At 33.1% G+C, this 22691-nt stretch carries 12 protein-coding genes; 1 reads left to right on the top strand and 11 read right to left on the bottom strand.

What is annotated here, in order from left to right; translation table 11 throughout:
- Positions 1-19: 19 nt before the first annotated feature.
- From HRU50_RS14330 to HRU50_RS14280, 11 genes are all read right to left on the bottom strand, one after another.
- A complete protein-coding gene (locus tag HRU50_RS14330; RefSeq protein WP_296351794.1) occupies positions 20-3469 on the bottom strand; it encodes a CHAT domain-containing protein in 3450 nt (1149 codons plus the stop codon).
- An 18-nt stretch (positions 3470-3487) separates the two neighbouring features.
- On the bottom strand, positions 3488-5569 hold the full coding sequence (locus HRU50_RS14325) for a CHAT domain-containing protein (RefSeq protein ID WP_296351793.1): 2082 nt from the start codon (positions 5567-5569) through the stop codon (positions 3488-3490).
- A 97-nt stretch (positions 5570-5666) separates the two neighbouring features.
- On the bottom strand, positions 5667-7532 hold the full coding sequence (locus tag HRU50_RS14320; protein WP_296351792.1) for a CHAT domain-containing protein: 1866 nt from the start codon (positions 7530-7532) through the stop codon (positions 5667-5669).
- Positions 7533-7906: 374 nt separating this feature from the next.
- Positions 7907-9646 carry a caspase family protein gene (locus HRU50_RS14315; protein WP_296351791.1) on the bottom strand — a complete coding sequence of 580 codons (1740 nt, stop codon included), beginning with the start codon at positions 9644-9646 and terminating at the stop codon, positions 7907-7909.
- 6 nt (positions 9647-9652) lie between these two features.
- Entirely contained in the window at positions 9653-11761 is a 2109-nt protein-coding gene (locus HRU50_RS14310) for a caspase family protein (RefSeq protein WP_296351790.1), read from the bottom strand.
- A gap of 3 nt (positions 11762-11764) precedes the next feature.
- Positions 11765-13798, bottom strand: a complete 2034-nt coding sequence (locus HRU50_RS14305; RefSeq protein ID WP_296351789.1) for a caspase family protein — start codon at positions 13796-13798, stop codon at positions 11765-11767.
- Between the two features lie 25 nt (positions 13799-13823).
- The gene (locus HRU50_RS14300) at positions 13824-15833 is read right to left on the bottom strand and encodes a caspase family protein (protein WP_296351788.1); all 2010 of its coding nucleotides are present in this window, start codon (positions 15831-15833) and stop codon (positions 13824-13826) included.
- 20 nt (positions 15834-15853) lie between these two features.
- Positions 15854-17278, bottom strand: coding sequence for a hypothetical protein (locus tag HRU50_RS14295; RefSeq protein ID WP_296351787.1), 1425 nt, complete (start codon positions 17276-17278; stop codon positions 15854-15856).
- 28 nt (positions 17279-17306) lie between these two features.
- A complete protein-coding gene (locus HRU50_RS14290; protein ID WP_296351786.1) occupies positions 17307-18683 on the bottom strand; it encodes an alpha/beta hydrolase in 1377 nt (458 codons plus the stop codon).
- Positions 18684-18782: 99 nt separating this feature from the next.
- Positions 18783-20330 carry a trypsin-like peptidase domain-containing protein gene (locus HRU50_RS14285; RefSeq protein WP_296351785.1) on the bottom strand — a complete coding sequence of 516 codons (1548 nt, stop codon included), beginning with the start codon at positions 20328-20330 and terminating at the stop codon, positions 18783-18785.
- Positions 20331-20466: 136 nt separating this feature from the next.
- On the bottom strand, positions 20467-20619 hold the full coding sequence (locus tag HRU50_RS14280; RefSeq protein WP_296351784.1) for an SsrA-binding protein: 153 nt from the start codon (positions 20617-20619) through the stop codon (positions 20467-20469).
- A gap of 168 nt (positions 20620-20787) precedes the next feature.
- Here HRU50_RS14280 and HRU50_RS14275 point away from each other — a divergent pair.
- A partial coding sequence (locus tag HRU50_RS14275; RefSeq protein ID WP_296351783.1) for an L-type lectin-domain containing protein occupies positions 20788-22691 on the top strand: 1904 nt, incomplete at its 3' end.

Here is a 22691-nt window from a genome sequence, read left to right as displayed (position 1 = left end):
ATAGCTTTAAATTAAAATATTACTCCACCAGAACAAACGCTGCCCATTTTTCTGGATTGTCTTTATAATTACTTGCCATTTGCAATTGGGTATCTCTAAAGGCTTGGTGCACGGTTTTACCACTTAACCAAGACCCATAAAACAATTGCATAAATTCTGCCGTTTCTGCATCTGGGACTTCCCAAAGGCTCATCATAATAATATCTACACCTGCCATTTTAAAGGCACGCTGTAAACCATAAACACCTTCGTTGCCATCTATATCGCCAAGTCCGGTTTCGCATGCAGATAAAACCACAAGATCCGTATTGGATAAATTTAAACTGGAAATTTCTAATGCCGTTAGTATGCCGTCATCTTCAGCATTTGGGTTAGCACCTTTGGTCCACGCTTCATTTGCCCCAGCGAAAATCAATCCAGACCGCAACAAGGGATCTTCCGAAGTCTTGTAAACGTTTTTAGTACTCGAATCAGTGTTAGTCTCATAATTCACTTTCGCATTTTCAAAAAAATAGCCATGGGTGGCGATGTGAATGATATTAGTGCTATTTCCACTAATCTGTTTAAATGCTGTTTCAGTTGCCTTTGTTGCGACTTGTTGCTGTGTCGTTACATTTTCAGATTTAAAAAGTTGTGCAATAGCTTTTATTTCTTCTAAAGTACCTGGTAGGTAGTTCCATTTACTAGACATGCTTCGTGTGCCAGATACAGTTTTAAGATTTTCTAACTCAAATAGGGTATTTGATTCTCCAGATGTACTAGTAAAAATAGAGTCGTAATCTACACCACCAATAAGCAAAGCGTTGGATTGGTCAATTTTAATGATATCATCTGATATTTTTGCGGTATTGCTCATTTGGTACATTTGGTAATTGCTTAGCATGTAATTGTTGTTTTCGTCTGGTAATGCGGTTAATGCAATTTGATTTAGCAAACCGCTAGGTGCAAAATAGATATTTTCTTTATTGCTAAAATGGGCTTCTAAGGGTTTCCAAATGAGATTGTAAAGTTCTGTACTTGTATTGGTTTTAATCGTCTTAGCACTAGAACCTCTTGATGCATACAATACTGATGGTGAAGACGCTGCTATTATTTTTTTGAGTTCTTGTTCTTCAAATAAATAAACGGCAGTGGGTGACTTGGACGTTTTATCAAACACGTAGGCCATATAACTAGATTCTGAAGTCCATTTATAGTTTTGTCTGTGCCTAAATTTTGAAAATTCAATGACCAAGTCTTCAGATTTGAGGTTTTCTTTCACCTTTTTCCAATCTGCCAATGGTTGTTGTCTGTTAAAATATTTGCTATGTTTCTTTACAAGAAGTGACTCTTTATTACCAATAACCTTTTTGAGGCTATCTACATTAAAACGTCTATTAGTTATTTCCTTTGTTACCTCTAGGGCTTGGAGCTTTTTGGTATTTTGATAGTCGTAAATTAAACGGTTTATCGTTGCATCTTCTAGTTGCGCTAGCTCATCGAGCATGTTTGTGTAGCTGTTTAATAACAATCCGTTTAATAGATAGTGATTGTTGAGATTCATTTCTACAAAATCTGGAGACTGATAGTCGTTGCGATAGTCAAAGTTCTGATATGCTTCAAAGTCGTAAAATAATTCAGTCATGAAGTTTTTTCGTTCAATTTCATTAGAAAAAGAGAATACGGTATTTAATTTTGACCAACGTATGGCATTAGATTCCTTATATAAATCTATAACCTTGTTAGGTTCGCCAATCTGCTCGTACAGAGCTGCAAGATTGTCCAGTATGGTGTTATAGTTTTCGTGATTTTTTCCCATGTATTTTTCAGTAATGGCCTTGGCTTCCAACATTAGTTTTTTGGATTTGTCATAGTCTTTGTTATACATATAGATTACGGCTAAACTGGCCAATTTTAATGCATAATTTGGATGCTCTTTCCCCAATTGTTGCTCAGTAATTTTCAGGGCTTCACGGTAATTTTTAATACTCTTGTCGTATTCTTTTATGCTTGTGTATGCACTTGCCAAATTGCTTTGAATTCTGGCATAGGATTCATGGTCTTTACCCAGTGTTTTTTCAATTATTCTAAGTTGAAACTTGTAAAGCTCGATTGCCTCATTATACTTGCCCGTTTTTAAATACACATGGCAAAAGTTATTCAATAAATTTGCATAGTTTGGATGCATCACACCGAGCGTTTCTTTGTATATTTTTGTTACTTCTATTAAAAGTGGAATTGCTTTGTCAAATTGACCAAGTTTCATATAGAGCCCAGACAGATTATTGATGACTAAGGCATATGAAGGATGTGCTTTTCCATGGAATTTAAGAGCAAGATTTCGCGCCTCAACTAAAGTGCTATGTGCATTTTTTAACTTACCTGCTTCTAATTGTGCTATTCCGAGACCATTCAAAGTGTCAATATATTCCTTGTTTTCTTTACCCAAATTATTTTTCGTGATTTCTAAAGCTTCTTTAAATAGCTTAATGGCATTTTCATAATTGCCTTTTTTTTCATCAATACTTGCGAGTAACTCTAAATTATTTGCATATTGATTATCTGTTTTCCCCAAAGTCTTCTCCGTAATAACTAAAGACTGCTGTGCCTTTGTTAATGCAAGATCTAATTCGTCTAGATCGTAATAGAGTAAAGCCAAATTATATAAGCAAATACCATAAAATTCATGTTCAGAACCATAAAGATTTTTTGCAATTTGAAGTGTTTCTTGATATTGCTTTAAGGCCATATCATAGTTGCCTAGTTTATTATTCATGTTGGCCGCATTAGCCAAGTTTAGTGCGTAGTATGGATATTGTTTTCCATTTTTACTTTCAATATCACTTAAGATGTCATTATAAAAAGATAATGCCTTAGTGTAATTACCCTTTTTCTCATAAAGTTCTGCTAACTTCTTTTGAGTATTACTATACTCTTTATGGTCATTTCTTAATTTGGAATAGCCCGTTTCTAAGTAGCTTATGGCTTCATTGTCTTGACCAATTTTAACGTATAATTTCCCAAGATTAATGGCGTAAATGAAGTAATTTTCATGATCTTTTCCATAAACTGTTGCTACCCTTTTTAATAACTCTTGGAATATGGGTAATGCATCCTTATAGTCTTTCAGTCTTACTTTGAGAATAGCTAAATTGTTTAGACAAGTGAGGTAATCTGTATGGTTATTGCCATAGGTCTTAGAAGTTTCATCCTTAGCTTTTACATAGAATTCTATAGCTTTTCTATAGTTTTTTGCTTGTGCAAAATAGAGACCAGCGTTAGAAAATAGGTTTATCAGCTCATTGGTTCGTGGATTGGGCGATATTTCTTCAGCATTGGCAGCTTGTTCATAAAATAACGCTGCTTTTTCAGCATCTTTTGCTGATGCCGCTTGATTTGCCTTTAATTTTAAAGCATCCACAGTTTCAGGTGTTTGGCTATACGTCAACCCAAAAATTAGTATTAAAACAATGCTTTTAATCGTCTTCATTTTACATCTTCAATTCTATTATTCCACTAGCACAAAAGCCGCCCATTTTTCTGGGTTATTAGGATATAATTTATGCATTTTTCGCTGTGTTTTGTTAAATGCCTGTCTAATGGTGTTGTTTTTTAGCCATAATTCATAAAAGCTGGTCATAAACTCGGCTGTTTCCTTATCTGGGACTTCCCAAAGACTCATCATTATATTTTTGACTCCAGCCATTTTAAAGGCGCGTTGCAATCCGTACACACCTTCGCTGCCTTCAATATCACCAAGACCAGTTTCACAAGCAGATAGTACCACTAAATCTGTTTTTGACAAGTCGAGGTTTGATATTTCTAAAGCAGTTAAAATACCATCATTGCGCTCGTATGGATTGTTCCCATTTTGCCATGTATAATTAGCATGTGCAAGAAGTAGGCCAGAACGTAATAATGGGTTATCAGCATTTTTAAATTCTATAGAATTGGTATCCTTGTTTTTGTTGTTTTTAAAGAAAAATCCATGGGTCGCAATATGTATCACATCAGGACTTTTACCATTTAACGCTTTAATTTTGGTCTCAGAGGCGTCATTGTTTGCTAGTGTTGAGACTTTTGTGGGTTTTGAAGTTAAGATATTTTCGATGTTATTTATTTCGTCTGCTGTACCTTGTAGATAGTTCCATGATGTTTTTAAAGTGCCACTTTCTTCTTCGGAAACGATGTCTAAGAATGATGTCTGACTGTTATATAAGATGTCTTTACCTTCAGTATTAAAATCGTAATTAACTCCACCAACTAATAATACAGAACTCTTTTTAGGTTGTTTACGCCTGAGTGTTATGACTCTAGAACTGCTGACTTGTTCTAAATTATACAACTCTACAAGTCTCTTATCAGATGCATTCATAAGTGCAGAAAACGCTACTTGATGTAACATACCATCAGCTGAAATGTAAACTTTATCATTACCTTTTAGTTCAGCTTCAATTGGTGCAATAATGAGGTTATACAATTCTTTGTCATAACTTGAAGCATTGATTTGTTTCGCCTTTGCACCTCTTGACAAGTTATTTGAGATATTTGAACCTTTACTCATGATGTCTTTGAGCTGGTTTTCTTCAAATAATGGAATGATCTTAGGATTTCTCCATTCTTTTTTAAATAGCTGAGCCACATAAATGATACTATCCGTCCAAGTTTTATCGAAGTATCTAAAATGACTGAATTCTACAGCGATTTCACCTTCACGTAGCGCAGTGCGTCTCCAATTAATAGTTCTTTTGCGTTCGTCTTTGAAGTTTTGTTGGTAGAGATATAAGATTTCAGATTCTAATCCACCTAAACGGTCATATCGTACCTGAAAATCAGGAACACGTTGTGATTCTGATATACTTAACTGCTGCGCGATAAATTCTTTTTCGTTGATGTAGGTATTTAACATGTTAGTAATCGCAGGATTATTAACGGCTCTAAGTTTGTTCAATATATCTTTTGACGTATTAAGTAAAGCACCTTTAACAAGAAGTGTATTATTAACTAATAGATTGTTGAATCCAACATATTTGTATTGATTTTTATAGCCAAAGGAATGAAAGACATGGAAAAAAGGAATGATATTCTCGTTTAAAAATGATTCCTTTTCATCGGTTAATCTGCTCGCTAAAACATCATTGGTATGGTTGATTAACCTCGTATTAACCTCTCTAAATGTTGGTATTACTTCTCTCGGGTTTGGTGTAGCGTTATAGAACTCGAGCATAGTGTCAAGAGATGTTTTAAATGAGTTGCCTTCCCATTCTAATTCTTTTTTTCTAAGTTTCCCGAGTTCAACATTGGTTTTTAACTCGTTGTCCTTATCTCTAGTAACACGATAGTAGAAGTTAAGCTTAAAGAGAATCATGCGTTGATTATCATAGCTCTCCTTAAAGTTTTTGAACGCAAAGTCTTTGGCGTCTTCAGCTTCAATAATGGCGCTGGTGATGTTACCGCTTTTTGCTAAACTATCTATTTCAATAAGTTTCGCATTAAATTGTTGTTGAAGTTTGGGGTTATTTTGTGCATTTATATTAAATGAAACAATAAATGACAGAATAATAAGTAAAACAGGAATTTTGATTGGCATTGGTTTTAAATAGTTAGTTGTAAAATACTATTAAGGTACACCAAAAAATAAAAACCTACTTGAGACTTTTAATTATCTTTTTTTTTGATATTACCACTTAATCTTTGATACTCTCTTTTTCTTTAACTATTTGATATTCGAATTCATAGGTGTAACCCTCTGTGGCTATTTCCTTAAGTTCGTTTGTGTTTTGTTTATTAGATTTCTTGAGAGTATTATTTGAATTTATTTTTTTACTGTATTCTTCAAAACTGAGAGATTTCATACTTGTATCGTAATTTTTTCCCCTAAAATTTATAGGTTTGTAAGTTGCAAATCCCTTAAGAGTTAAGGTTTCATAAGGTGGAGCAAACTCAAAATAGCAATTTTCAAAAACCTTTGTTTCACTTGGTAAAATAAGTTTCTCATCATCGTTTAAACTACAATCATCATTTGGCATAAATGCGGCAATTTCCCCATGACTATTTATTTCAATAATTGAAAAATAAAATGCTTGTCTTCCTTTATTGGTGACTTTTAGAATTACTGAATCATTATTAGGTACTACTTGGAATAGCCCATTTTTAGATAAGTAATCTTTAGTGTCTAAAACAACCAGGTCATTATATGTTCCATCATGTGAAATTGGTAGTAATTCAAATTCTAATTCTATATTCTTATTTTTAATTTGTAAATTTTTTAAGAATTTACCTTGAGCAAAACTGAATAAATAATTACAAGTATCATCAAAGGAATTTAATACTTTAAGTATTTCTTCACTTTGAGGGTCTTTTATAATAAATGTGTTGTTAGCTGTATTTCTTTTTATTAGTAATTCTGCCAAATGTCTTTTGTCCGGTTCTAGGATTGTGCCAATTTTTTTTTCGTGAAGGTATCTCGTTATAGCATTATGAAGTTTAATGTCATCTGGTTCCTGAAGAGAAATATTCAAAGCTATATCAGTTGAAGTATCTACATATGGCGCACCAAATATAGAAAATGCTGCCCAATACTTGGGGTCAGGATTAACCTCTTTCTTATATTTTAAAATGACATTTCTTAATGCTTGATGTGGTGATAAGTTACTTTTGTTATTTATATATTCCTTAAAAAACATACTCATTAAAGTTGCAGTTTCGGCGTCATCAATGTTCCATAAACTCATTAATATGTGATCTGCACCAGCAATCTGAAATGCTCTTGTTAAGCCAATAATACCACCATCATGTTTACCTCCTAAACCTGTTTGGCAGGCACTTAATATTACAAGTCTCGCGTTTAGGTTTTTTTCTTGTATTTCACGTGGAGTTAAAAATGAATTAGAGACGTCATTCCCAGATAACGCGATAAAACTATCATCTAATGGGTTGTTCACATCAGAATAGCCGTGAGTAGCAAAATAAAGTAGATCATAGTTTTCCATTATGGCTTCTGTATTTTTTTTTGAAGCCTCTCCTTCTTTAAGAATATTATATTTATCTTCATTCAAGAGAGATGTAATTGTATGAACTTCCTCAGCCGTACCAGGTAATTCAGCAAAATTCCATTTGTCGTCATTAGGAAATATTGGATTTGTAATAAAAAGTGCTTTATTAAATCCATTTCGCTCTTTATTTATATTTAAAATACTTCCGATACTTGGTGCTATAGAATAGCTCATTTTATCAATTAAATATTGGTCGCCAATTTTTAATGCAGCAAATGGTGCTGTTCCAACATTGCCAGATGGTACTATGATCAAGTGGTCAAGGTTTTTAAAGTTTAAGACCTCGGGAAAAAGAGTCTCGCTAATTCTATTGTATAAAGCATCAAAGTCTTTGTTTTTTATTTTCAATTTATTTGGTAAAGATCCTCTATTATTAATTATTGCATTTGAATTTTGTGTAGCGAAATAATAATTTAGTTTATCCAAATCTGTCATTAATTCATCTTTATCATATTCTGTTGTTATAACATAAGTGTTTTCTATTTCGCTGTTTTTCAAAAAGTACTCTTTTGTTGTAAGTGTTAATTGAAGTTTATTATTTTTAAAAGAGTAGAGGAGAACAGCTACATTCTGTTTATAGAATTGGAGTTGGAAAGTTAGAGAACTAGCAGTTATAACAGGAGTGTTGTTGTTTGTTATTTGTTTTTTTGTTACGCCACGTGTGTTTCTAAGATTATTGGAATCATGAAATTGTTGAAGTATATTTTTGTTTGCTTGTTGTTTGTTGTCTTGAGCAAAACATTGCAAGAAAGTCAAGACCACTAGACAAAGACACGATAAGTTTTTCATGCGAAACGTATTTTTAAATTATTTTGAGATTAATTGTATTTTTCTTTGAAAGAACACGCTATTAATCAAATATAAATCCTAGGTTAGTTAAGTACTTGCAATAAAAAATCACCGGTCACTTCATGTTTTCCAAATTTCTTTAAAATTGGTCTTGTTGCATTTCCTCTCAAATATTGAATTATTTTACCAGGTGATATAAACTCTTTTTCGTTTTCTAATGCTTTAATGAATTTGTTAGCAAATGGTGAATGGTCTAGAGAGTTATTCCAAAAGTCGGGCACTTCTTGTTTACCCGAAGCCAAGATTATTCTTGAAAAGCTTTTATCAGTTTCTGCAATATAATTTTCTATACCCTTATCAAATTCGGCATTAACATAATTTTCTATCATAAGATCAGCTTCATTCATTTCAAAACTTGCACCATAGCAGACATCTAAAACTGTAAAAATAGGTTTTGATCTAAAACTGTCAAATAATAGGTTTAGAGTAGACATGGGTATGTAACTATCAAACGTTGTGTCTTCATCTAGAGACTTACAGTCTGTTGGAACAATATAGCCTTGTGAAAACAATTCACTATAATGACCGTGACCAGCAATAAAAACAATGAGTTTATCGTTTTTGTCTACTTTTTCTTTTAGCCTAATAATACCTTTTATAATTTCTTGTCTGGGTTCGTTATAGAGTTTGGTGACTTTAACATTGTATTTTTGCTCTAGTAATTCTGAAACTGAATTCGCGTCATTTAGAGGGTTTTTAAGGTTATCCCAACTCACTTGTTCTCGGTTATAGGCGTTTGTTGCTATGATTAAAGCATGAGTGGTAGATTCTATATTTTCCGTTTGCTTAGACTTTACTTTTTTGCCTTTAGCACCTCTAGAATTTGATATAACTACTCTTTTTTGTAATAGTTTTTTATAGTCTTTTTCTTGTGATAAATAGAAATACTTGGTGTTGAATAGGTTACATCGTATTTCTACTTTATTGAGTAAATATTCATAATGGTAAAAATTCTCAAATACATTGTAAATGTTTCCAGCTTCAAGAATGTATTTCATTAATGGTGCATGGTTGGGGTCACATTTAGATTTATCAAAACCTAAGCCTACTGAGGTTAAGATGATTCGGTTTCTATCCGTGTTTAGTGCTAAAACTGGATCTAACTCAAACAGTTCTGCTTGAAGATTTTGAGCAAATACTCTACCATTACCAGCTTCAGAAATTACCATTTGATTTTGTGCTGGTATTTGGTTCATGAAAGTGGCAAGTTCTTTTAAACTGATTAGGTCATACTTTGACTGCTCCTTAACAATGTTAATTTTACCGCCTTTTTCAATTTGAATTCTCGGGACTAAGAATGTTTCGTTAGCTTTGTTTTCAATAGATAAACCACCAAAGTAAAACACAAAATAATCTTTGGATGTGCTATTTTTTACAACCTCTTTAAGTGCTTTTCTTATGTTGGCTGCAGTAGCTTGTTCTTCAAGGAGGAGATACGAAAATATTTTTGGCTTTATAGTTTGTGTAGTATCTCGTTTTATTTGAGATGGTCCACGAGAACTATCATAAGTGTCTTTAAAATCAATTTTATCAACGTCTTTCTCCATTTTCTGTATTAAAGTCTTGGCATCATTAATACAGTTTTCTAATACCACATTACCAATAGGAGTATTGCCAAAAGTTGTGATATTATTTATGCCAACAGAAATGACATGGATATTAATAGGATTTTTTTTGCGAGGTCCACGTTTTCCTCCATCATCAGCTATATTTGAGTAAAGAAGTGTTGGGATTGAAAGTAAAATGAAGCAAAGGAATCTCATACTGTATCAATTATTTCGTTTTAGAAAGATAAATTCTCCACCTTCGTGTCCAGAATTTTTTATAATTTCAAATTGAGGATTGTTATCAGTATTAGAGATTACAGCTTCTCTAATTTCGTTATATAATTCACCAGATCTTATAAATGATTTCTTATTTTGATCTAATTCTTTAAGTAAATATTTTATAAAAATACTCTCATCGGGCACCGGCTTATTAAGACCACTTGTCATTGCTTTACGAGATTTTTTACTTAATAGTTTTTCACTGACTTTCATTTCCTTACTGGTCAGATCTCTTTTTTTGAACTCAAATATAGAACCACTAAAGCAGGCGTCTGTTAAGAGTAAGGTGTGTTGTGATTTAAAAGAAATTAAATAATCTCTTATGTCACTATTTGAGACCCAATTACTTTTAGATTGAGATTTTGCATCTATTGGGAGCCAATACCCTTTATTTAGATTTTCGTCAAATACACCATGACCTGCATAAAAGATTAAAAGGTTGTCTTTTTGGTTTATTGTAGCAACTAGTGAGTCTAATACATTTATTATTTCAGAACGTGTCGCATCTTGTATATGAACGATATTTTCTTTCTCAAAAGAGTATTTTGTTTCAAGAATTGATTTTAGTTTTAAAGCGTCCTTATTTGGGAATTCTAAAGGCTCAATCTCATTAGTATAGTTCTGATTAGAAATTAGCAAGGCTTTATAGGTAAAACTTCCAATCTTATCTTCTATTGATGCTTTCTTAGAATTTGCAACAGAACCTCTGACCTTATTTATTCGTCTTATTATTAGTTTTTCCCTTGTTTCATTGCCATATTTATCTTTGGCGCTTACTAAAATAGTGTTGACTCCTATATTTAGCCCTATAAAGAGGCCATCAGTGTCTTTTGTAGTATAATTAAATGCTGTCTTTTGAGGTTCAATCTTAATACTATGTTTTGTTTGTTGTTCTTGGTCAAATGCAAATCCTTTAATTAGCACAGTTTCCTCTGTTGTGGTAAAAATTTCATTGGTAATATCTTTATAGCCCTCAAGGGTTATTTGTGGGCCGTTATTATCCTCAGTAAATTTGAATAAGTCTGACAGGTCAGTTTTAAATGTTTGCTGATCAGCCTCTAGATAAAAGTTTAAAGCATATTCATCATATCCAAGATAAAATGGTACGTCATTTCGGTTTATGCCAATTAAATCCTTTTTGATTTCTTTGTAAATAATCCCCGAGGTTTTATTGACTACATAAAAATTAAGAAATCCGTCATCTGCTCTGTTTTCTGGGTATTTGATTTCCTCAATTAAATGGTATCTGTCTTCTAAATTTTTTATTGAACTGATATAAGAACCTGACAGATACTTGGTTCTAGAATTAATACGTTTTGTTTGAAAATTATAAGTTATAAGTGAATCCTTTTCAATATTTTGATAAGTTAATTCGTAGTTGTTACTAAAAAATGACCCATAATGCGTGTCTAAAGTGTCCTTCGTTTTAAGTGTCTCTGAATCATAAATAATGGTTTTTCCATTTGATAAAGAAATTAAAAAAAACTCTTGGTTTGGTTGCACGTGAATATTTGTTATTTCGCCATTTATTTTCATTTTCGAAACGAATTCCTTGTTCTTAATGTCATAGATGTTAAGTATGTTGTTTCCCGAACAGTAAATAATATTGTTTTTTAATAATTGGAAATGACTTAAGCCTATGCCTTTATTTGCTCTAAATGATTCGCGACTTTGATGATTTGTTGGTGGTAGTATTTCAATAACTTTTTTGTTTTCAATATTAAGTTGATAAATACTTCCTTCAGTATCATGAAAATATAGGTTGCTTTTTATCAAAACTCCATTTTGTGGTGCTATGCGACGTTCTTTTACACTAATTACATCTCCTTTCAAGTCTGTGTAACTTACAAAAGGAATTTTACTCCAGTTTTCTCCGCCAATTTCATGTAAATAAAAAGTAACGCTATAATTATTTGTGCTCATAAAATATGAGCAATCAATAAGTTTGGAGTTGCCATCATAAAACATAAAATAAGATCCTGATTTTGACCAACCAGCAAAACTTATTTGAGTAAAGCATAAAACAAAAAAGACCCCTAATATTTTTTTCATATTTTATTCTTTACTTCTCACAATCTCATACACAAACTCTGTACTGTAGCCGTCTATCCTTTTAGATCTTTTAGTTCGAATCGATCTCCCTCTAGTCTGTGAATACGTTTCACTTATAAAGTTTTCTAATGGATTTGTTTCACCAGATCCACGAGTACCTGCCTTTTTTCCTCTAGATAACACGGTTGGTTTAAAATTAATAGGTTTTGGGGTCGCAAAACCTTTTAATACTAATGTTTCATATGGGTCACCAAATTGATAGTAACAATTTTCAAAAATCATAGTTTTGCCAGGCATAATGCGTCTTTCATTATCATTAAGTGTACAGTCGTCATTTGGCATGAACGGTGCAATTTCACCTTTAGTATTAATTTCTATAATGCTAAAATAAAGTGGTTGATCACTTTTGTTGGTGACTTCTAAAAATACTACATCATCGTCAGTATTTACTTTGAATTTACCAGCTTCATCTATAAATGCATTAGCTTCAAGATATTCAACTTCATCAATTTCTGGATTGTACTTAGCTGGTAGTAAGCGGAATTCAAACTCGTAGTCATTATTCTTTAAGTTCAAATTCTTTAAATAAGATCCTTGGGCGTAATTAAATATGGCATTAGTAAAGTCTTTGAAATCATATTTTCCACCATTTTCTGCTTGACTATAAATAGATTCATCACCATTTATTTCTGAATTTTGACCGCTGACAGTGAGAATAGAAACTAAATCTTTGTCTTCAGCAATGATCAAATTTGCGTCTAAGTCAGAATCCACAATTTGTCCAATTTTCTTAGACTCTAAAAATCCTTTTACTTCTTCTTTAATATCTTTCGATTTTAAGGATGGATCGAAGAAAATATTTAAGGAGATATCACCAAATGTTGGTTGATGAATAAAGACCCAAAGCTCTTTTTCGTTAGTTGTTTTTAATGGTGTATCTAACTTAATGATAGACTCATTAAAACGCGCTTTAGTAATAGTGCCTTTAGTGATAATATCTTTGTCTTCAACCTTAGATGTTCCTGCAGGTAAGATAACTACAGTTGTTCCATCAAAAAGGTTTTGTAATTTACCAGCATTTATTTTAATAATATCCGCTCTAGTTATTTTATCAATTGGAAAATACACTTGTTGCTTTACATATTCTCCACCAAATAGTTTAAAGTCTAAATCACCCTCTGCTGTGGGTGTTTGGTTGGGTGAAATCACGTTCATTTTGGCAGAAATTGCTGAAAACAATTTTCTGTAGGTAACGTCAGATCCCAAATCATTCATGGCTTTAGAAAATGCAAAACTTAAGGAACCATAACCCTTATACTCATAGTTTAATTCATCAGCGGAAGCACCTGATATCATTACAAAGGGAGCAGCTTCAGAAGTTACTTTTATTGGTTCTATAAGACCACTTCCTTTATTATCATTATTTTTTCCGGGTTTCCAACCTGGAGGTGCAAAAGTTGAATGTCCACCATGAGCTTTTCCACCACGCGTTGCAGAACCAGAATGACAACTGTCTAATAGTATTAAAAGTTGACCATTCGGTCCTAGTTTTTTTCTAAATTTTAAAATCATTCGTTCCAATTCATCATCTCGAATGTGATTTTCGCCTTCATAAACGTCAGGCGTAAATTCTGAAAATGCATTGTATGGTACAAGAGATTCGTCTTTGTTGTCAATTTCATCTCCATTATCATCAAAAATTTGCTGTCCGTGCCCTGAGTAGTGTATTATAATAAAATCGCCAGTATTAATTTGTTCGTGTAACTTTTCTAATGCGTCAGTTATGCCTTTTTTTGTCGCAAATTCGTTCATTAAAACAGAGATGTTTTGTTTTTTGAATTTTTGATTTAAAAGGGTTTCTTTTATTAAAAGTACGTCATTATCCGAATTGATTTTATTCCAATCAGATTCTTCAGGGTAATTACCAATAGCAATTATCAGTGCATATTTTTCCGCATAAGCATTGATACAATTTAATAATGAAACTAAAATTAAAATAGTTTTTAATTGCCTTACAGTTAATAATTTTAAAATCATTCCAATTCAGATTTAATTGTGATATTTACTCCTTACTTCTCACAATCTCATACACAAACTCTGTGCTATAGCCATCAATTTTTCCGCCACTAGTTCTGCTACTAGCTTTTCTACCTCTTGTTTGGGTATAGGTTTCACCGATAAAGTCTTCTAAAGGGTTGCTATCACCGGCACCGCGAGTACCAGTTTTCTCACCTCTACTATCTACTGTAGATTTAAAATTAATAGGTTTTGGTGTAGCGAAACCTTTAAGGATTAACGTCTCATATGGTGGTCCAAACTCGAATTGGCAATTTTCAAAAACCATGGTTTTGCCTGGCATAATACGTCTTTCATTGTCATTTAACTTACAAGTGTCATTTGGCATAAATGTGGCAATTTCACCTTTAGTATTAATTTCTATAATGCTAAAATACAGTGGTTGATCACTCTTGTTGGTGACTTCTAAAAACACAACATCACCATCAGTATTTACTTTAAATTTACCTGCTTCATCTATAAATGCATCTGCCTCAAGAAATTCAACTTCATCTATTTCTGCGTTATACTTTCCTGGTAAAAGTCGAAATTCAAATTCGTAATCCGCATTATTAAGATTTAATTCCTTTAGATAAGAACCTTGCGCATAATTGAATAAAGTATTGGTTATTTCCTTGTAATCATACTTGCCATCTTTTTGTGGCTGACTAAAAATAGATTCGTCACTTATAATTTCGGTGTCTTGACCACTAACGGTGAGGATAGATATCTTTTCTTGTTCTTGAGCAATAATTAATTTGGCCTCAGTTGCAACATCTACAATTTTCCCAATTTTTTTCTCAGCTAAAAAGGTTTCGATTTCTTTTTTAATAGACTTCGATTTTAAGGATTCGTCAAGGTAAATATTTAAAGAAATATCGCCATAAGTCGGTTCGTCCACAAAAACCCATAACTCTTTTTCGTTTGTGGTACTTAGTGGTGTGTCTAGCTTTATGATAGATTCATTAAAACGTGCTCTAGTAATTGATCCTTTTGCTATAATATCTTTCTCTTCTACTTTTGAAGTACCTGCAGGTAAAATATTTACTGTAGTTCCATCGAATAGGCTTTGCAACTTACCCGCATTAATTTTAATAATATCGGCTCTAGAAATTTTAGTAATTGGGTAATAGGGTTGTTGTTTTACATATTCTCCACCAAATAATTTATAATCCAAGTCACCTTCAGCTGTTGGTGTTTGGTTTGGCGAGATCACATTCATGTTAGCCGATATGGCTGAGAATAATTTTCTGTAAGTAACATCAGAACCTAAATCGTTCATTGCTTTTGAGAATGCAAAACTCAATGAGCCATAACCTTCGTATTCGTAGTTTAATTCGTCTGCAGAAGCGCCAGAAAGCATAACAAATGGTGCTGCGTTTGGTCCTGCTTTTACAGGTTCTAAAAGCCCACTACCTTTGTTGTTATTACTTGAATTAGCTTTCCAACCTGGTGGAGCAAACGTAGCTTCACCACCACGCGCTTTTCCACCACGAGTTGCCGAACCAGAATGGCAACTGTCTAAAAGCATAAGCAATTGACCTTCGGTCCCTAAAGCATTTCTAAAGGTTGCAATTATATTTCCTAATTCGTCATCTCTTATGTGATTTTGACCTTCGTATTTATTTGGAATGAATTTCACTAAAGCATCATATGGTACAATGGATTCGTCTTTATCATCAATTTCTTCACCATTATCATCAAAGATTTGTTGTCCATGACCAGAGTAGTGGATCACTACAATATCACCTGGTTTAATTTTTGCTTGAAGTGCTTTAATGGCTTCTAGTATTCCTGCTCTAGTAGCCATTTCATTTTTAAGAACAACAATATTATCTTCTTTAAAATCTTGGTTTAATAAGGTGTTTTTAATCAACGGTACATCATTAGCAGAGCTAATAGAAGACCAACCTGTTTTTACAGGATAATCTCCAACTGCAATAATAAGCGCATGTTTTTCTGCCATGGCATTAATACTAAAAGCTAAAGTTAGTATGAGAATAAAATATTTTTTCATGATTATAGTCTTTATATTAATTAGTTAAGGTCGAAAAGGCTAAACGAAATACCAAAATAGTATCCGAAGTCATAAACGTTCTTTGTAAAGTTATCTACACTTGAGAAGTTTGTGTTGTCACCAACTTCTAATCCGTTTGTTAAGCGTTGTACTGGTCCATAAGCAACTCCGCCAGAAAGTGCTAATCTACTTTTACTTCCAAAAAATAGCGATGGACCTAATAAGAAATTGACGCCAGAAATATTGTTATTTCCTGATATTGGAATAGACAATCCGAAGCTTCCACCAATATTAAAGTTTTCTCCAATAAAAGGGTAAAAGTTGATCATGGTGCTGAGATTAGGTACAAAAAAGTCGTTATTATCTGCACCAATAACACCAGATTCGTCAATAAAATAATCGTTAGAATTGTTGCCGAAATTATTCAAGGTCATGGCAACACTTGTATTTATTTTAAATCCACCTTTAGAAAACATTTTAATGTTTCTAGTTTTTAAAGTTGTAGAAGTGTCGTCATTATCAATGTCATTAGAAAAATCACTCTGTACAAACTTTAATTCTATGTTTACCTTATCGGCAGATAGCTCGTAATCATAGGTCTGCTCAAAGTTAGAAGCTTCTAAAATGGTGTAAAGCGAACGTAATTCATCTAAACTTTGAAGACTTTTTCCGGTAGAATTATTAAGATCTGCCATAAGGCGCTGTAAATCTGCCATGGCAATATTCCTTGACACTAATTCGCCTCTAGAAACTGCTTTTTCTGAGTCTGTAGCAGATGTTTCAATGTCTTTTGACATTGCACTGATATCACTTTCTAATTGTGATTTACTATCCTTAATAGATTTCTCTACTTTAGCTAAATACATATAAAAATTGTCTTGAGCACTTGGAAGGCGCGCATCCATATCCGCATCAGCAGTAGATAAAAGATTTTCCATAATAGTCGCTTTATCTAAATTAGGATTTAAAAGATTAGATATTAATGTAGACTTTAAAGCAGCTACATTGGTAATTTGATTATTTAAATCCTCTACACTGCTTTTAGCAGTAGCACTTCCTCTAGAACCTCCTTCTGACCTAAATAGATTAGAATCAGGAAGGTTTGACGTATTTAAGTCAATATTATCGCCGGTAAAAGAATTAATACTTCCTAGTAATGAACTAAAATTGAAACCTTGACCTGTATTTATAAGATCCTCTTCTTGAACGTCGGTTTTAACTTGTACGGCAAAAGGATTAACATTTGACAACTTGAGTTCTACAAGACTGTTTCGCTTAATTTTTGGTTTGTCTAAGGTATCAATGACCTTGTTATTTTTATCTATGTGTAAGTAATTTATTTTATCCGTCGCGTAGTCATAGGTAATTCTATAGCGTTCTTGTGCAAAGGATAAACTTGAGGTCAACAGTATGGTTAGTATGCTGATTGTTTTAATGTACTTCATTTTCATAATAACTAAATTAGTGTGTTTTTTACTGTTTCACTTTCCAGTAAAAAATATTGTCTTTAAGTTTTATTAAGGATAAACGTTTACGATTTAAAGCGCGTTGTCCTGATTGTATAATATCGAATATATCTGAAATTATTGAATTTGTGTCGGCAAAGTAAGAATGACTTAAAAAACTAGTGTCGATACCAGAGGCATCAATAGTTTCAATACCTTCTACAATGACCATTTTTTCACCTGCGTCACCAGCTCTTGGATTACCGTGTAAAAGTTTTGAAGCTTTTAAGGCTAAATCATCAGAAGAAACATAAAGTGTTATTGGCTTTTTTGTTTCAGAAACCATTTGTGGTGCAATCTCATTTTTAAAGACATCTGCATCAATATCTGGTGCAGCGAGAATGATTTCTTTTATTTTAGACTTGAGCTCTGGATGGTCTTTCATAACTTCAACAATGGCTCTAGTTAGTCCTCTATTACCCATACTATGAGCTACGAGATAGATGTCTTCTGCCTTAGATTTAGAAAGATAGTCCTCTAAAAAACGTTGCATATTTGATTGTGACCAGGCTATGTTCTCTTCATCTCTACCATATCTAAACGTTGAAGCTTGTGATGGCCAGCTGTAAAATACCGGTTTACCGTCAAATTTTAAATCATAAGATATTTGAGCAGTACGCTTGGCTGCTTCACTGAATGATGTGTTGTAACCATGCACAAATAAAAAGGTACTTTTCTTTTCAGATTCTTGAATATCTTTAGATAGTTTATCAAAAAAGGCATCTTTTTCTAGTAGTGAAATCTCTTGAAGCATCATATGCTTTTTAGGATCTTCTGAAAATTCGAACTTCCATATAGCTGGGCTTTCAATTTCACCTATTCTATGGTCATGCGGTATGCTTACTTCTACAATACCATATTTTAGCGAAGATCGCTTTGTGCCAAAAGCTTCATTAAGATTGTCTGATCTTGTGTTATTTCTATCAGTTCCAAAGTATACGGATAAGGTGACATAATCAGGTGAATTAGATGAACCTCGGTCTTTTTGATTAGGATCTATATAATCTAAACAGATGACATAATTCTGTTCAATTAAATTACCATTGATGTAATATGATAGTCTTAATTTAAAATCACCATAGGTTTTATAGCTGTCATTAGAAAGCAACCAAAATTTAAAGTCAAATTGGTTAAAACGATCAATAGAATTAAATTCTTTGTTTTTATAATTAGCTTCTGTTTGAATCTTTAGACTGTCTATTGTAATTGTACTATCAACTAACTGCAGCTTAAAAAGGGAATAATCACTTCTGTTTGTAAGGCATGAATCTAATAACGTAATATTGTCATCAACGAGTTTGATGTATTCATTATTCTGAGCGATTACAGTTAAAGAAAACATCATGAAAATAGGTATGATGATTCTTAATTTGAGAAAGATTCGTCTATTTAGCATTATGCAGAGATTCGAAATGAGATTCATTTTATTAGCGGTATTTTAATACTAAAGTTTACCTTTTCTGTAGCGTTTCAAAAATTTAGCTAATGACTTATGACCTGCTTTTTTAGCTACCTTTTCAGGTCTCAATTTTTTATTGTTTTTTGCTTTAGCACTTACTTTGTTTTTAACCAATAGCTTAGCTAATTCCATGTTTCCATTTTTTGCTGCAATGTGAAGTAAGTTTTCATTAGATGATGTTTTAACTTTAACATCTGCACCATAATTGATAAGTGTCTCAGCAACGTCAATATTACCATCTATAATGGCTTTTTGTAGTGCCGTGTATTTTGATTTCATACCGGCGTCGGCTAATAATTCTGCTTCCAATAGGACTTCTAAAGCTTCAATATTATTAGAGTTAATCGCTTTGTTAATTAATTCTCTAGCATAACTATCAGAAATTTTTTCGGCAGTAAGTTCTAAAATACTTTTAAGTGCATAGGTGTTGCTGTAGTTCAAAGCTAAATTTTCGAAACGGCCATTGTCCTGAGTGTATTTATGATTAAAAATCCAATTGTAAATTTCCCATGAATCAAAACGTTCTTTTAAACTATTGGTGATGGCGTATTCAATGTTAGAATAGATAGCAGTTATAAGTGCATGTGGAGGTATTTTTGTAATTCTATGTGCTTGGCAACCTGCAGTATATCGAACGCTTTGCCAAGTCACGGTTTTGATACAATTACAAGAACTATCGTAATAATAGTCACCTGTTAAACTCCAATCGTCATCATATGTTACTGCACCTCTAACCAAAATACCTTCTAAAAAACCATCTTGATCAAAGACAGGACCACCGGAATTTCCAGGGAAAGAATCAATATCACTTTTAAACCATGTGTTTGGTGAGTTATCTACTACAGTTGCATTAGTAGAAAATTTAAGTGGTAAACCCTTTGGTGAACCAATGGTATTGATTGCTCCACCTTCTAAAACAGACCCGCTAGTTCTAAAGCGATAGGGTGCTCTTGTAGACTTTCGCTTTAGTTTTAAAACTGCATAATCATCTTCATAACCTTTATCAGTGTCGTCATCTAATTTTGATGTAATGATGCTTTCAACCTCAAAAATATTTTCGGGATCAAATTCTAGTTTTCGATTGTTAATAAATTTCATGTCGTTTGTATAGTCAAAAATCCAAACCACATTTTCAGCTTCTTCCATTGAGTTAATGCAATGACCAGCAGTCACCAAGATGTCTGGCGCAATTAAAAAGCCTGAGCAAGAGCCGATTGCGGGTTGGTCTAGAAATCTCACATCCTCAGATATTTTTACTTCTTTACCATATTTGTTTTGAATTTTTTCTCTTAGCGACCATGAGTAAAATTCATTGTTATAGATATTTCTTTTAGAAACCATGACAGCTGTGGCTCTAGCAAAGTCTTTATAGCCTTCTGCATCCTTTATTTCTTTTCGGTCATCTTCACCAAAGACGCCTCTGGAGGGTTCAGAGCCAGGCTCATTAAATGGGTATTCAATAATTTTTTGATCTTGTGCGTTTACTGTTAAAAGGGATGTCAATAACAGTAAAAATGAAAGGGAATATTTCATGATTATTTATAATTAATAGCGTGTTAAAGTTATTTATCTTTTAACATTTTAACAAGTTATATGCCAAAATGTTAAATAATGAATTGGTCTAGCCTAAAATAATTAATTAAAAATTAGGAGAGTAGAATGTTATTCTCTAGTCTAAGGCCCGTTTTGTAACGTATAGACGCCATCCAAAAATGGCTAGTTGAATTTTTGTGGCCTTAGTCAGATCTAGTTGTTTTTTAGAATAACTAGGTAAAATTAATTTATTGATTTTGGCAATCATTTTAAATAATGCCTTTTTCATTTTGTTAAAGTGATTATAATCATGATAAAAAATGCGAAAGGCAAAAGTAATAAATCTTAAAAACTTATCTTTGTTAGCTTAGTTGTAATTGACACGCCTTTTAGAGTTGCTTTTTATTTTAACCTATATGTAAGTGTTCAATTATCCCAAAATACCAGTTTACGTTATATGAAAATTTCAAGACTCTTTATACGATTACTTACTTTTATTTGTCTAGTTATATCATCCCACACTTTAAATGCACAACTCAATGCCACAACCATTGGTGATGCAGTTGATATTGGAGGTAATTGTTTTATAATTACACCAGATGAATTATGGCAATCTGGTGGTGTATGGTATAACAACCCTATTGATTTTGATGAAGATTTTACTATTTACTATCAGAATAATTTTGGAATTAATGATGCTAATGGTGCTGACGGAATGGCTTTAGTTTTTAAGACCACACAAAATCCTATTATTGGAGGTGAAGGTGGTGGTGTAGGATATGAAGGTATAAATGAATCACTCATAGTCGAATTTGATACGTTTACAAATCCCGAAAACGGAGATTTACCTTCTGATCATATCTCCATTATGAGAAATGGTGTGCCAAACCATAATGCAAGCAATAATTTAGCTGGTCCGATTCAAGCCAGTGTTATAAGTCCTAATATTGAGGACGGCGCAGACCATGAAATAAAAATACAGTGGAATGCTACAGCTCAGATATTTGATGTATATTTTGATTGTGTATTGAGGTTGTCACTGAATCTAGATATCGAAGCAAATATTTTTAATGGTGATGAAACAGTGTATTTCGGATTTGTTGGATCAACAGGTGGTTTTTCCAATTTACACCAAGTCTGCTTTAATAGTATAACCTTTGTTGAAAATCTATTATTTGAAGATCAAACTATTTGTGTCGGCGATAACTATGATATTGACGCTACAGTGCCTAGTGGTGTAAGTTATTCTTGGTCACCAATAGCCGGGGTTAGTGATCCTAATATTGCAAACCCAACTTTAGCACCGACGGTAACAACAACTTATACGGTGACAATAAGTGACACTTGTGGCGAAACAACAACAGAACAAGTTACTATCACAGTTGAGCCAATAGATACTCCTGTATTTGATGCTATTCCTACAATTTGCCAAGGTGATATGCTAGCACCTTTACCGACAACGTCAAATAATGGTATTACAGGTGCATGGTCACCTATTATAAATAACCAAGCTACAACTACGTATACATTTACACCAGATAATCAGTGTTCCCCTGAAGTGACTTTAGAAGTTGTTGTTAATCCGACTGATGATTCTGAGTTTAGTATCCAAGCAACCTGTGATGGTGCACTTATCTCAAGTTTAAATCAACCTGGAGGTACATTCAGTTTTAATCCTGTACCAACTGATGGAGCTGTAATTGATGCAACCACAGGAACGGTGACTAATGGTATTCCTGACACAACCTATACAGTGCGATATACAACAAATGGTATTTGTCCTTCTTTTGGTGAGTTAAGTTTTACTGTTTTTCCTGAAGAAGATCCAAGCTTTGAATTAATACCAACGTGTGATGGTGCAACAGTCAATATTTTAGGTGATGCTGGTGGAACTTTTGCTTTTGATGTAGATCCTATGGATGGAGCGGTTATCGATGTTAATTCTGGAACAGTAACAAATGCAGTTTCTGGAAGCTCGTATTCAGTGAGCTACACTACCAATATTGGATTTTGTCCTGAAACAGAAGTTAATACATTCACAGTTGAAATAACTAATGATCCAGGATTCACAATGCTTGCCACATGTGATGGTGGTGTGGTAGATACTTTTGTGACTGCTGGTGGAGTATATAGTTTTAATCCACTTCCGGTTGATGGAGCGCTAATAGATGCGGCAACGGGAACAGTAACTAACGCCAGTCCAAGTGCAACTTACACTATTGAATACACATTTGATGGGCCTTGTCCATCTTCTTCTTTAGTCGATTTAACAGTATTAGATGAAGACGACTCAACCTTCAGTATAGTTCCTACATGTGAAGGTGGTTTTGTAGACATGGTAGTTACGCCTGGAGGTATATT

Source organism: Winogradskyella sp. (genome assembly GCF_013213835.1).
Lineage (GTDB): Bacteria > Bacteroidota > Bacteroidia > Flavobacteriales > Flavobacteriaceae > Winogradskyella.
This window is presented reverse-complemented; position numbering and strand designations above follow the sequence as displayed.